The organism is Tenacibaculum sp. nBUS_03 (assembly GCF_051201695.1).
Lineage (GTDB): Bacteria > Bacteroidota > Bacteroidia > Flavobacteriales > Flavobacteriaceae > Polaribacter.
Genome location: NZ_CP179214.1, coordinates 832,080 through 845,159, shown reverse-complemented (window position 1 = coordinate 845,159; position 13,080 = coordinate 832,080). Strand labels below are relative to the sequence as shown.

Below are 13,080 nucleotides of genomic sequence, written 5' to 3'. Positions count from 1 at the left end.
TACTTTTTTATATAATTACTAATATTTTTAATAACTAAGAGTATGCAAAGTGTTGATTGGATAGTTCTTTCGATAACGTTAGCGTTTATTGTTATTTATGGAGCTTGGAAAACTAAAGGTAGTAAAAACGTTGAAGAGTATATAAAAGGAGGGAATGATACTAAATGGTGGACAATTGGATTGTCTGTAATGGCAACACAGGCAAGTGCCATTACTTTTCTATCTACTCCAGGTCAAGCTTTTCATAGTGGAATGGGGTTTGTTCAATTTTATTTTGGATTACCCATAGCAATGGTAATTATCTGCTTAGTTTTTATACCTATTTACCATAAATTAAAGGTTTTTACAGCTTATGAGTTTTTGGAAGGTAGGTTTGATAAAAAAACGAGAACTTTAACAGCTATATTGTTTCTTGTTCAAAGAGGTTTAGCGGCAGGGATAACCATTTTTGCACCTGCTATTATATTATCTGCTGTATTAGGGTGGGATTTAATAACCTTAAACGTAATTATTGGTGTATTAGTTATTATTTATACTGTCTCCGGTGGAACAAAAGCAGTAAGCGTAACTCAAAAACAACAAATGGGAGTGATTTTTGCGGGTATGTTTATCGCCTTTTATATTATTTTGGATTACTTACCTGATGGAATCACATTTAGCAAAGCATTAGAAATAGCAGGGGCGAGTGATAAAATGCAAGTCTTGGATTTTTCTTGGGATTTAAATAATAGATATACAGTTTGGACGGGTGTTTTAGGTGGTACCTTTTTAATGCTTTCGTATTTTGGTACTGATCAAAGTCAGGTGCAAAGGTATTTATCGGGTAAATCCGTAAGGGAAAGTCAGTTAGGGTTGATTTTTAACGGGTTGTTAAAGGTGCCTATGCAGTTTTTTATTTTATTAGTAGGGGTAATGGTGTTTGTGTTTTACCAATTTAATAGTTCACCATTAAATTTTAATCCTAAAGCACAAGAAGCGGTTGCTAAATCTGAATATGCTTTGGAGTATTCGCTGTTAGAAACTGAACATCAGAAAATTGAAAATGAAAAGAAAACATTAATTTTTCAAGGGTTAACTGTCGATAATAAAAAACAAATTCAGAAGTTAAATGAACAAGACAAGATACTTAAGAATAAAGCAAAAAAAATTATAGAGAAAGCGGATTCTAAGGTTGAAACAAATGATAAAGATTATGTATTCATTCAATTCATATTAAATAATTTACCTAAAGGATTGATAGGTTTGTTGTTAGCAGTAATACTATCTGCTGCTATGTCATCTACAGCTTCTGAATTAAATGCTTTAGCTTCAACAACAGCGATGGATTTATACAAAAGGAATGTAACTGAGGAGTATTCTGATGCACATTATGTAAAAATGTCGAAATGGTTTACTTTAGGTTGGGGAATCTTAGCAATAATAGTTGCCTGTGTAGCAAATTTATTTGATAACCTTATTCAATTAGTAAATATTATTGGATCTATTTTTTATGGTAATGTTTTAGGGGTGTTTCTGTTAGCTTTTTTTATAAAATTTGTTAAAGGAAATGCCGTGTTCGTAGCAGCAATTATAACACAGATTATGATTATTACTGTTTGGTATTTAGATTGGTTACCGTATTTGTGGTTAAATGCTTTAGGTTGTGGATTGGTAATGTTATTGGCAATATTGATACAAATGTTAGATAATAATATATTAATAAATGATAAGAACTAGAAAAGCAACACTGGATGATTTACCAGTGTTATTAGAGTTTGAACAAGAGATTATCAGGGCCGAGCGACCTTTTGATATAACTTTAAAAGAAGGAAAAATATCATATTATGATATTAAAGCAATGATTTCAGCTGATGATATTGAGGTGATAGTAGTAGTTGATAGTGATAATATACCTGTAAGTTCAGGATATGCAAGCGTTGTAACTCCCAAAACATATTTTAAGTTTGATAAGTTTGCTTATTTAGGGTTTATGTACACAATTCCTTCATATAGGGGAAAGGGGATGAATAAAATTTTAATCAAAGCTTTATTTGATTGGATTTCGGCTAAAAAAATACATGAAGTTCGCCTTGATGTTTATACTGAAAATATAGGAGCTATTAAAGCTTACGAAAAAGCAGGTTTTAAAAAGAACTTATTAAATATGAGAGTAGATTTGAGAAACGTTTTGTAGTTTGATAATATTAGTAAAGTTGCATATATGCTTCTTTGACTTATTGTTAAGTTTTTTAAATAAAGTAGCCTGGAAACAACTATGTTTCCAGGCTACTTTATTTTTTTAAAAGAAATTATTTCATTTTAGCTAAGAATTCTTTGTTCATTTTTATATAGTCAGTATTTCCTCTTTTTTCTGCGCCAGCCAAAGATGCTTTTGCTGCTTTAATAGCACCTTTTTTGTCTCCTGCTTTTGCTAAGATTAAAGATTGTTGGCGTAAATACCAAAAACGAGGTTGATCTTTAGTCATATCAACTGCTTTGTTAATCCATGTTTTAGCCTTTTCAATATCTTTACCTTCTTGTAAATAATATACAGCAGAAGAATAATAGTCTCCTGCACTAGGCCCTTGCATAACTTTTGCAATACTAGCTTCTACACCTTTATCAGTAGGAGTGTTAAATTTAACACCTACATACATATTTTCCCATAACATACCTAAAACAGCTGAATCGTTTGTAAGGTCATCAATAATAATCGTAAATGATTCTATTTTCATAGGCATTGGTACTACTTTAGCAACAGTTGTAAGCGCTACTTTATTATCGTCCCATTTTCTAGGAGTTCCCCAGTTGTTTGAGTCAGTATAAAAAATTACTTCCCATGAAGTTTTTCCTGGTTTAGTATATAATGCATACGTACCTTTTTTTAGTTCTTTACCATCAATAGTAACATTATCGCTAAATGTAACTTTCGTATTTCCATTAGCACCAGTTCTCCATAATTTACCATAGGGAACTAAATCACCAAAAATAGTTCTACCCTTAATTCCAGGTCTAGAATATTCTATAGAAACATCAGTTAAACCTACTTTTTGTTCTAGCTTTGAAGAAGGGCTAGGAGCTGGAGTTTTTACTTGAGCATTTATGTTCATTGATAAAGCCACAATAAATAAACTTAATAATATTTTTTTCATGATATGAATGGAATTGTTTTTAATTAGTTTGCTAAAATTACAACGAAAATAAATGGTAAATGTTAACAAAAGCTTAAAATAACGAAGCGTATATTTGCTGTCATGAAAAAATACATTTCTGAATTAATAGGTACGTTCTCACTTGTTTTTTGTGGAACAGGAGCTATGACTGTTAATGAAATAACAGGCGGAGCTGATTTAACACATGTTGGAGTTGCAATAACTTGGGGGTTAATAGTAATGGCAATGATTTATGCTTTTGGAGAAATTTCTGGGGCACATTTTAACCCTGCAGTGACTATTGCTTTTGCATATGCTAAAAAGTTTTCTTGGAAAGAAGTTCCCAAGTATATTTTAGCTCAATTATTAGGTGCTTTATTAGCTAGTGTAATTTTGTGGGTTATATTTCCCGATAGTGAATATTATGGAGCAACAATACCTGTTTTAGAACCTTGGAGGGCTTTCGTTTTAGAGTTATTACTGACCTTTTTTTTAATGCTGACAATTATCAATGTTTCAACAGGAAGCAAAGAAGTAGGAGTAATGGCAGGAATAGCTATTGGAGGGGTTGTGTTGTTAGAGGCAATGTTTGCTGAACCTATGACTAAAGCGTCTATGAATCCAGCCCGTTCTATAGCTCCAGCTATTGTTTCTGGACACATTGACCATTTATGGTTGTATATTTTAGCACCGATTTTAGGTGCATTACTAGCAGTAGTTTCATGCAAATTAGTAAAAGACGATAGTTGTTGTGATGGAGAATGTTAGTATTTTAGGTTGTGGTTGGTTAGGAAAACCATTAGCAATTAATTTAATAAATAATGGATATAAAGTTAAGGGGTCAACTACTTCTAATCACAAAATAGATGATTTTAAATCCTTAAAAATCATTCCTTTTATAGTAGATATTTTATTAGATAATGATGTTGATAATTTCTTAGATTCTGACATTCTTATTATTGCTATTACTTCTAAAAATGTTATTGATTTTAAACGATTAATTTCTAAAATAGAAAAATCACCTATAAAAAAAGTATTGTTTATAAGTTCAACATCTGTGTATCCTAGCTTGAATAAAGAAATGAGAGAAGAAGATAAAACTGTAAATTCTCCATTAGTTGAAATTGAAAATTTATTTTTAAAAAATGTAAATTTTAAAACAACAATTATTCGATTTGCAGGTCTTTATGGTTATGATAGGCAACCAGGAAATTGGTTTAAAGATAGGAAAATACCACATCCAAAAGGTTTTGTAAATATGATTCATCAAGATGATTGTATATTGGTGATTAAAAAGATCATTGCAGAAGATGTTTTTGGTGAGGTGTTTAATGTTTGTTCAAATCATCATCCAACGCGAGAAGAATTTTATACTAATGCTAGAAAAGTTTTACAGAAAGAGGCTCCAGTTTTTGATAATTCTATGCCTTTAAAATTTAAAATAATCAATTCAGAAAAAGTACAAAGGGTTTTGAAATATACCTTTATTCATGATAATTTATTGAGTATTTAATTTTGTTTGTTTATTGGTGTAAAATAAATTTTAAAGTTAATCCGTACTACCATAAATGCTACTAACCTAAATAGCCAATACTCGTATCTGTATTTTTCTTTAGCTAACATTCTTCAATGAGGTATAAAACAAAAAACAATTTAATTTTTTTACTTATTGATACTTTTTCTTTCTCCAATAATTAAAAGAAAATCCAAATATACCTAATAGTATAAGAGGTACTCCGATATTTAAAAATTGCCAAAAACGTTTTTCAGTATAGGCTCTTTGTTTATCTAAAAGATTAATTTGAATAGTTTTATTTCTAAGTTGAATGAGCCCTGAGTCATCTAATAAATAATCAACAGCATTTAATAAAAACTCTTTATTTCCGTAATACGCACCTGTCCATTTATCTTTTGATAAATCATAAGGTTTACCTTTTAAAAGTTGATTTTTTCCGATATCTCCATCGGCAACCACAATCATTTTATTCAGCTCGCTATCTGATGTGAAATTAGATGTTTTAAATGGTTTAACACGATTTTTATAGGCAGAAGTAAATTTTCCTTCTAGTAAAACAGCTAATAATTGTGGACCACTATTGTATTCATTTTCCTCTGGTTGTTTACTGATACTTTGAAGTTCTACAAAGTTAGGTGTGCCAATTTTTTTCGTTAGTATCGATGATAGAAATAAAGGAGTTTTTTTTATGTTTCCTTTTAAGGTGTCAATTTGAGTGGTAAATTGAAAACGAACAGGAGCAATGTTTTTAGTGATAGGATGATTAGGGTTTCCAATAACTAGCGGGTGGTAAAACCAGTTTAGGGGCTGGAATTGTGCTTGATTGCCAATATTACCTGTTGCCAGCGGAATTTTAGCACTATATAAATCTTGAATAAGTTTATTGTTAATTCTTACTTGGTAACTGAAAAGTAAGTCTGTTAAATTTAAATCACGTGGAAAAGCTAACATTTTACCTTCATTATATAAACTGTCAGTATCGGCATAATTTGTGTCTACCATCCATAAACTTCTACCACCTTTATTTATATATTGGTCTAAAACTAATTTTTCTTTTTCGGTAAAGCGTTCAGTGGGCTTAGCTATAAAAGCTAAATCAAATTTAGTTAAGTCATTTAATGTTTTTTCAGGATTATTTTCGGTACTATCTAATGTGAATTTTGCAAGCCTATATTTGTCTTTTAATTTAGAAAGTATGCTGTATAAATACATGTCATTTAGTTCTCCATTTCCAGCAATGACAGCTATTTTTTGTTTAGTTTCTTTTGTAATTAAACTAAAGGCATTGGCAAAAGAGAATTCTAATTTTTCAATAGCATTTTGCAATTGTGCTTCTTGAGTTTTTAAAGCTGAATCAGGTAATAATGAAACTAACTCTGTTTTGGTACCATAATTTATTTCTGCCCAAGGGAAAATAATAGCTTCAGATAAGTTTCCATTTTCATCAACGGTTAGCCGACTAGGAAGCATTCCTGCTTTAATAAGCTGCTCTCTAATATTGTCAGGGTTAATAAAACGAAAACGTATGTTTGAATTTTTAGCTTGTAGTTCTTCTAGAAACTGACGAGTTTCTATTTGCAAGCGTTGAAATTCTGAAGGAAACTTACCTTCTAAGTATACATTTATCAATAATGGGGTTTCAAATTTATTTATTAGTGAGGTACTTACTTTTGATAAAGAATAACGTTTGTTATTGGTGATATCAAAACGTTTATACACACTCTTACTTATCAAGTTTATTACTAATAAGCCTATGAAAACGTATACTATATGTTGAGTTTTTTTATTCATTTTTTAATTGTTGTTTTGTGATGAATAAAAAGAAAAAAGTAACACTACAAAAGTAAATAATGTCGCGAGTATCAATAACACCTCGGCTAATACTTTTAAAATGTTCGTTAATTCCAAATTGTTGTGTAAACTGTATAGAAGTTCCTATGTATTCAAATCCGTAAAATAAAATAAAAGTAATGGACATGCTTAAAATAAAAGAAACAATTTGGTTTTTAGAAAGCGTAGAAGTATACAAGCCAATACTAGTATATGTTGCTGCTAAAAATAGTAAGCCCAAGTAAGAACCAGTTGTGCTACCCATGTCTATATTACCAACTGGATTTCCTAGCAGGTAAACGGTGTATACATACGTTAAAGTAGGTGTTAGAGCAATACAAACTAAAAGTAAAGAAGCTGTAAACTTTCCTAAAACAATTTCCCAGTCGGTAAGTGGTTTAGTTTTTAATATTTCTAAGGTTCCACTATTGAGTTCGTCAGCAAAACTTTTCATAGTAATTGCAGGAATTAAAAATAAAAATAACCAAGGTGATAAGAAAAAAAAACTATTTAGATCAGCAAATCCAGCATTTAAAATATTGAAATTATCCTTAAAAACCCATAAAAATAAACCATTTACAAGTAAAAATACACCTATAACTAAATAAGCGATTGGTGAGGAGAAAAATGAGTTAACTTCTTTTTTTAGTATAGCGAACATAGATGGTTATAATCTGTTTTTATTAATCCTAAAATAATATTATTTTTAAAATCTACATCTTTTTTTTCAGAACGAAGATTAAAACTATATTTTTTCAATAAATTTATCGAGTGTTTGTTTTCTTTGTGAGTATATGCTTCAATTTCACTCAAGTGAATTTTGTTAAAGCCATAGTTTAAAACTTCTTTTAAAGCTTCACTCATAAATCCTTTACCTTGAAAAGCAGGATGTAATTCGTATCCAACTTCAGCATAAGTAAAATCTTTATTAAAATGACGCAATCCAATAGACCCTATTACTGTATTATTATAATCGATAACCCAATACACACCTTTGTTAGTATTAATTAATTGGTCAATTTTTTTTATAAAGTATTTAATGTCAGATATGTTTTTTGGAATAGGCCTGTCAATAAATTTATTCACTTCTTTATTAGACCGTATTTCAAAAGTAGCCTTTTCATCGCTATGAAAAAGCTTTCTTAGAACTAATCGTTCAGTTTTTAAAGCAGGAAAAGGGGTAAATAATAATTTCATTAAATTAAAGAAGCTAATTTATCAACACTCCAAGCAACTGGCTTGTCATTAAAAAGAATTTTAGTTTTTGCCCAAACCCCTTTAAATAGTTCAGAGTTTCTATAATTTTCTAAATCTTCTTCTGTTTCCCAGTAACTATACGTAAAAAATATATCAGAATTTGTTTTGTCTCTATATAACTCTAATAAACGACAACCAGGTGATTTTCGTATGTATTCTTTCTTATCATTAAAATTTGTAAGGAATTCTTCAATTTTTTCAGAATGAAAACTCATTTTTACAATACGTACAAACATAATTATTGGTTTACTGTTACAAATTCAGGCTTAACAACATCTTCAAATTCAATAGTAATAGTATCTCGATATTTTAAGCCAAGTAAGGTAGATGCTCCACCTACTGTATTTAAATTACTTCTATAAATAGCAATCTCAAGAAAATCAGCAGAATTAAAAAGAGCTAGTTTGTCTCCATCATATTGCCTTTTTTCTATAGGTAATGAATAGTCAACGATTTCATTGTAGCGATTAAGTACTTTTTTAAATTGATACCTACTAGCATTTATAATAAAGTTACGTCCTTTACCAATTGAGTTAAATAACTTTTTGTTAATGTTAGTAATTGCATTACCATAATTGTCAATATATATAACACCACCTTTTATAATCGTTTGTTGTTGGTTTACTTTTGGTTGAATTTCAATGATTTTTTTATAGTTTGAAATTTCTTTACCTATAACATTTAAATTACCACCTCGTGCAATATGAGAGGCTACTTTAACAAATATATCTAAAACAGGAAAACTACTACTGGTATGATTATGTATGTTTATTTCAACAATTTGTGTAGGATTAACTTCTGAGGCTATCATAGAAATTAATCCATTATCAGGGCAAATAAAATACTGGTTGTCTAACTCTATTGCAATATGTTTATTATCAATGCTTAATTCTGAATCAACACCAATAATGTGTATAGTGTTATCAGGAAAACTCTTGTAAGCATTTTTTAAAATATATGCAGTTTCAGTAATATTAAAGGGAGATATGTTGTGCGTAATATCTACAATGGTGGCATCAAGTAACTCTGAATAAATAGCTCCCTTTACTGCCCCTACAAAGTGGTCTTTAGTTCCAAAATCAGTAGTTAACGTGATAAGAGACATTAATTTAGTTACTTGTTAATTAAATTGTGAAAAATTATATTGAAAATTATAGCAAAACTAAGCAATTCAATAAAAATAATCATTATTTTTAGTGTGAATAATATTAAAACTTATATCATTTGAACGAACGTATTATTGAATTAACAGAAATTAATCCAAACGACTTTTTTGGAGCTCAAAACAGTACAATAAGTCAATTAAAAACATACTTCCCAAAAATAAAAATTGTTGCTAGAGGAAATAAATTAAAAATTTATGGAGAACCAGATATTTTAGATGAGTTTGAAAAGCGTGTAGGAATGCTTATCAAATATTTTATGAAGTATAATAAGCTTGATGAGAATATTATAGATCGTTTAATAACATCAACTGGAAAAGAAGATAAACCACAGTCAGGAAAAGCATCTGATGTATTAGTTCATGGAGTAAGTGGTAAACAAATTAAGGCACAAACAGAAAATCAACGTAAAATGGTCTCTTTAATGACTAAAAATGATATGTTGTTTGCAGTTGGCCCAGCAGGAACAGGTAAAACATATACTGCTGTAGCATTAGCAGTTAGAGCATTAAAAGAAAAAGAAGTTCGTAGAATAATCTTAACAAGACCAGCGGTAGAGTCAGGAGAAAATTTAGGGTTTCTACCTGGTGATTTAAAAGAGAAGTTAGATCCTTACATGCAACCGTTATATGATGCATTAAGAGACATGATTCCTCACGAACGATTAGAATCTCACTTAGAAAAAGGAATAATTCAAATTGCTCCTTTGGCATTTATGCGAGGTAGAACGTTAGATAATGCTTTCGTTATTTTAGATGAAGCACAAAACACTACACATGCCCAAATGAAAATGTTTTTAACAAGAATGGGGGTGCATGCTAAGTTTATTATTACTGGTGACCCAGGACAAATAGATTTGCCTCGTAAACAGATATCAGGTTTAAAACAAGCACTATTGGCTTTAAAAGATATTAATGGAATATCACAAGTATACTTAGATGATAAAGATGTTGTTCGTCATCGTTTAATAAAGAAAATTATAAAAGCATACAAAAGCATAGAAACAGAATAGGATGTTAAAAAAATTGAGTTTCCAAGAATATTTATCATTAGGGTATTTGTTTCTGATTGTTTTAGGTTTAGTTTCTGAAGCTATTTTTTATGGCTTTTTAGGGATTAATTATTTAGAGTACGTGTCTATTTTAGACGCTCTGTTTTCTCCTATTTCTTTATTAATTAATAACAAACTCTTATTTGGAGCCTTTATTCTTTTCATCGTATTAACATATTTTTTTGTCTTAAGATTACCTAAGATTCATAAGAAAAATAAAGATAAAAAATGGTATAGGAAATTATACAAGGAAGAAAGAGAGAATACAAAAGGAATAAGAGTAAATAAAAAAAGTGGTTTTGTATTTGTTGTTTTGTATTTTTTGTTTGCTCTCCTTTTAGGTTTTAGGTTAGGAGCAGGACTTAATTACAAAAAGAAATTAACTAATTTTAAATTTAAAAACGATTGTTTATTGGTTTTTAAAGACAATAGCAAATTAAAGGTCAAGAAAATAGGACAGAATAGTGCATATATCTTCTATGTTGAAGAAAAAGACAGTGTAGTAACAGCAACGCCAATTCTTGATAATATTAAACAAATAAAAAGAATAAAAAAAGAAAAGTAAAAAACTTACATTTGCACACTACAACACAACAATAACTATAATGAATACAATTAACGAAACTAGTTTCCAGTTTCCTAATCAAAAAGAAGTATACAAAGGTAAAGTAAGGGAAGTTTACAATATTAATAATGAATTATTAGTGATGATAGCTTCTGATAGATTATCAGCATTTGATGTTATTTTACCACGTCAAATTCCTTTTAAGGGACAAATATTGAATCAAATTGCGACTAAAATGATGAATGATACAGCTGATATTGTTCCGAATTGGTTAATAGCAAATCCTGATGAAAACGTAGCAGTTGGTCATTTATGTGAGCCTTTTAAGGTAGAAATGGTGATACGAGGATATTTGTCAGGACATGCAGCTCGTGAATATAAAGCGGGTAAAAGAACACTTTGTGGTGTGGATATGCCAGAAGGAATGAAAGAAAATGATAAGTTTCCATTTGCTATTATAACTCCTTCGACTAAAGCTGACAATGGAGAGCATGATGAAGATATTTCTAGAGAAGATATTTTAGCTAAAGGAATTGTTTCTGAAGAAGATTATTTGGTATTAGAAGACTATACACGTAAATTATTTCAAAGAGGTACAGAAATCGCTAAAAAACGTGGTTTAATATTAGTTGATACCAAGTATGAATTTGGAAAAACTAAAGAAGGAAAAATTGTATTAATAGATGAAATCCATACACCAGATTCTTCTCGTTATTTTTATGAAGAAGGATATGCTGATCGACAAGATAAGGGTGAAAAACAAAAACAATTATCTAAAGAGTTTGTTCGTCAGTGGTTAATTGAAAATGGATTTCAAGGAAAGGAAGGTCAACAAATTCCTGAAATGTCAGATGATAAAATCATTGAAATATCGAATAGGTACATCGAGCTATTTGAGCAAATTACTGGAGAAAAATTTGTGAAAGCTAATACAGATAATGTGTTAAAGCGCATAGAAGAAAATGTTGTTGATTTCTTAAATGGATAGTAAGAAAATAAGTATTAGACCCACTTTAAATTTGTCGTCTTCAATTCCCATTGAAGACTTTCAGAATAGGACTTTACGTCCTATTTTAAAACTTCAAAATGAATTAATATTACAATTGTTTATGTTTTTTTGTGCAAAGCAAAAAATAGATATTCTAAATCAAAAAAAAGAAAAGTTCAATAATACTGTAAATACAATAACTAGAAAAAATAGTGCTTTTAGAAACCAGTTACTGGGTTTAATCATAGGGCAATTTACAGTAGAAGAATTTGAGTTTTATAAACTTAACAACTCAGAATTAAATAAACGAATTATAACAATGATTGGACAAAGAATAGAAGATAACCAATCAGAAATATAAAATTTTAAAACAAACAACAATGATTATAGAACCAAGAACACGAGGGTTTATTTGTTTAACATCCCATCCGTCAGGTTGTGAAGTGAATGTGAAAAATCAAATTGAATACATAAAATCAAAAGGTAAAATAGAAGGAGCTAAAAAAGTATTAGTAATTGGTTCTTCAACTGGTTTTGGTTTAGCTTCAAGAATAACAAGTGCATTTGGATCAGATGCAGCCACAATTGGAGTGTTTTTTGATAAACCAGGAACGGAAGGAAGACCTGGTTCACCAGGGTTTTATAATACAGCAGCTTTTGAAAAAGAAGCTCATGCAGCTGGTTTGTATGCAAAAAGCATAAATGGCGATGCTTTTTCAAATGAGATAAAAGAAGAAGTTGTTAATTTGATAAAAGAAGATTTAGGTCAAATTGATTTAGTTATTTATAGTTTAGCATCACCAGTAAGAATGCATCCAGTTAGTGGAAAAAGATTTAAATCGGTATTAAAGCCAATAGGAGGTGAGTTTTCAAACAAAACGGTAGATTTCCACACGGGTAAAGTGTCTGAAATATCTATAAAACCTGCTGAAGGTGATGATATTCAAAATACTGTTACTGTAATGGGAGGAGAAGATTGGAAAATGTGGATGGACGCTTTGAAAGCTAATAATTTATTAGCAGAAGGAGCAACAACAGTAGCGTATTCATATATTGGCCCATCATTAACAGAGGCAGTTTATAGAAAAGGTACTATAGGTGCAGCAAAAGATCATTTAGAAGCAACAGCTTTTACCATTTCTGATGATTTAAAATCTATAGGAGGAAAGGCTTATGTTTCTGTAAATAAAGCTTTAGTAACGCAAGCAAGTTCTGCAATTCCTGTAATTCCTTTATATATCTCATTGTTATTTAAAGTAATGAAAGAAAAAGGAATTCATGAAGGGTGTATTGAGCAAATTCAACGTTTATATAGTGAGAGGTTATATGGAGGTGACATAGCTTTAGATGATAAAGGTAGAATTCGTATTGATGATTGGGAAATGCGTGAAGATGTTCAAGCTGAAATCGCAGAATTATGGAAAACAGCAACTACTGAAAATTTAGCAGAGATAGGAGATTTAGAAGGATATAGTAATGACTTTTTTAATCTATTTGGATTTAAAGTAGAAGGAGTTGATTATGATGCCGATGTAAATGAAGTATTAGAAGTACCAAGTATACTATAAAGAAAAAAATA

At 29.9% G+C, this 13,080-nt stretch carries 15 protein-coding genes; 9 read left to right on the top strand and 6 right to left on the bottom strand.

The window, feature by feature from the left end; all coding sequences use genetic code 11:
* The first annotated feature begins 42 nt into the window (after window positions 1–42).
* Together ACMFBB_RS03860 and ACMFBB_RS03855 are read left to right on the top strand one after the other, a co-directional pair.
* Window positions 43–1,716: a sodium:solute symporter gene (locus ACMFBB_RS03860; RefSeq protein ID WP_435263146.1), complete on the top strand. Its 1,674-nt coding sequence runs from the start codon at window positions 43–45 to the stop codon at window positions 1,714–1,716.
* Entirely contained in the window at window positions 1,703–2,173 is a 471-nt protein-coding gene (locus ACMFBB_RS03855; protein WP_435263145.1) for a GNAT family N-acetyltransferase, read from the top strand. The genes ACMFBB_RS03860 and ACMFBB_RS03855 overlap by 14 nt, the downstream gene beginning before the upstream one ends.
* Before the next feature lie 115 nt (window positions 2,174–2,288).
* Here the strand turns inward: ACMFBB_RS03855 and ACMFBB_RS03850 are convergent, their stop codons facing one another.
* A complete protein-coding gene (locus ACMFBB_RS03850) occupies window positions 2,289–3,131 on the bottom strand; it encodes a DUF2911 domain-containing protein (protein WP_435263144.1) in 843 nt (280 codons plus the stop codon).
* A 102-nt stretch (window positions 3,132–3,233) separates the two neighbouring features.
* Between ACMFBB_RS03850 and ACMFBB_RS03845 the strand changes: the two genes are divergently transcribed.
* Entirely contained in the window at window positions 3,234–3,899 is a 666-nt protein-coding gene (locus ACMFBB_RS03845; protein ID WP_435263143.1) for an MIP family channel protein, read from the top strand.
* Complete coding sequence (locus tag ACMFBB_RS03840) at window positions 3,886–4,644, top strand: NAD(P)-binding domain-containing protein (RefSeq protein WP_435263142.1); 759 nt, start codon at window positions 3,886–3,888, stop codon at window positions 4,642–4,644. Before ACMFBB_RS03845 ends, ACMFBB_RS03840 begins: the two co-directional genes overlap by 14 nt.
* A 153-nt stretch (window positions 4,645–4,797) precedes the next feature.
* On the opposite strand, the gene gldG is transcribed toward ACMFBB_RS03840, so the two are convergent.
* From gldG to ACMFBB_RS03815, 5 genes are read right to left on the bottom strand one after another with little or no spacing between them, the layout of a single operon-like run.
* Window positions 4,798–6,438, bottom strand: coding sequence for a gliding motility-associated ABC transporter substrate-binding protein GldG (gldG, locus tag ACMFBB_RS03835; protein WP_435263141.1), 1,641 nt, complete (start codon window positions 6,436–6,438; stop codon window positions 4,798–4,800).
* Window positions 6,431–7,138 carry a gliding motility-associated ABC transporter permease subunit GldF gene (gene gldF / locus ACMFBB_RS03830; protein WP_435263140.1) on the bottom strand — a complete coding sequence of 236 codons (708 nt, stop codon included), beginning with the start codon at window positions 7,136–7,138 and terminating at the stop codon, window positions 6,431–6,433. Before gldF ends, gldG begins: the two co-directional genes overlap by 8 nt.
* A complete protein-coding gene (locus ACMFBB_RS03825; protein WP_435263139.1) occupies window positions 7,123–7,674 on the bottom strand; it encodes a GNAT family N-acetyltransferase in 552 nt (183 codons plus the stop codon). Before ACMFBB_RS03825 ends, gldF begins: the two co-directional genes overlap by 16 nt.
* A complete protein-coding gene (locus ACMFBB_RS03820) occupies window positions 7,674–7,970 on the bottom strand; it encodes a putative quinol monooxygenase (RefSeq protein WP_435263138.1) in 297 nt (98 codons plus the stop codon). Before ACMFBB_RS03820 ends, ACMFBB_RS03825 begins: the two co-directional genes overlap by 1 nt.
* Window positions 7,971–7,972: 2 nt before the next feature.
* Window positions 7,973–8,839, bottom strand: a complete 867-nt coding sequence (locus ACMFBB_RS03815; protein WP_435263137.1) for an SAM hydrolase/SAM-dependent halogenase family protein — start codon at window positions 8,837–8,839, stop codon at window positions 7,973–7,975.
* 119 nt (window positions 8,840–8,958) lie between these two features.
* On the opposite strand from ACMFBB_RS03815, the gene ACMFBB_RS03810 reads away from it, so the two are divergent.
* From ACMFBB_RS03810 to fabV, 5 genes are read left to right on the top strand one after another with little or no spacing between them, the layout of a single operon-like run.
* Window positions 8,959–9,909: a PhoH family protein gene (locus ACMFBB_RS03810; RefSeq protein ID WP_435263136.1), complete on the top strand. Its 951-nt coding sequence runs from the start codon at window positions 8,959–8,961 to the stop codon at window positions 9,907–9,909.
* A 1-nt stretch (window position 9,910) separates the two neighbouring features.
* Window positions 9,911–10,513, top strand: a complete 603-nt coding sequence (locus ACMFBB_RS03805; RefSeq protein ID WP_435263135.1) for a hypothetical protein — start codon at window positions 9,911–9,913, stop codon at window positions 10,511–10,513.
* Between the two features lie 40 nt (window positions 10,514–10,553).
* Window positions 10,554–11,501, top strand: coding sequence for a phosphoribosylaminoimidazolesuccinocarboxamide synthase (locus tag ACMFBB_RS03800; protein WP_435263134.1), 948 nt, complete (start codon window positions 10,554–10,556; stop codon window positions 11,499–11,501).
* Window positions 11,494–11,862, top strand: coding sequence for a glyoxalase (locus ACMFBB_RS03795; protein ID WP_435263133.1), 369 nt, complete (start codon window positions 11,494–11,496; stop codon window positions 11,860–11,862). Before ACMFBB_RS03800 ends, ACMFBB_RS03795 begins: the two co-directional genes overlap by 8 nt.
* Before the next feature lie 19 nt (window positions 11,863–11,881).
* Window positions 11,882–13,069, top strand: coding sequence for an enoyl-ACP reductase FabV (gene fabV / locus ACMFBB_RS03790; protein WP_435263132.1), 1,188 nt, complete (start codon window positions 11,882–11,884; stop codon window positions 13,067–13,069).
* The last annotated feature ends 11 nt before the right edge of the window (window positions 13,070–13,080 follow it).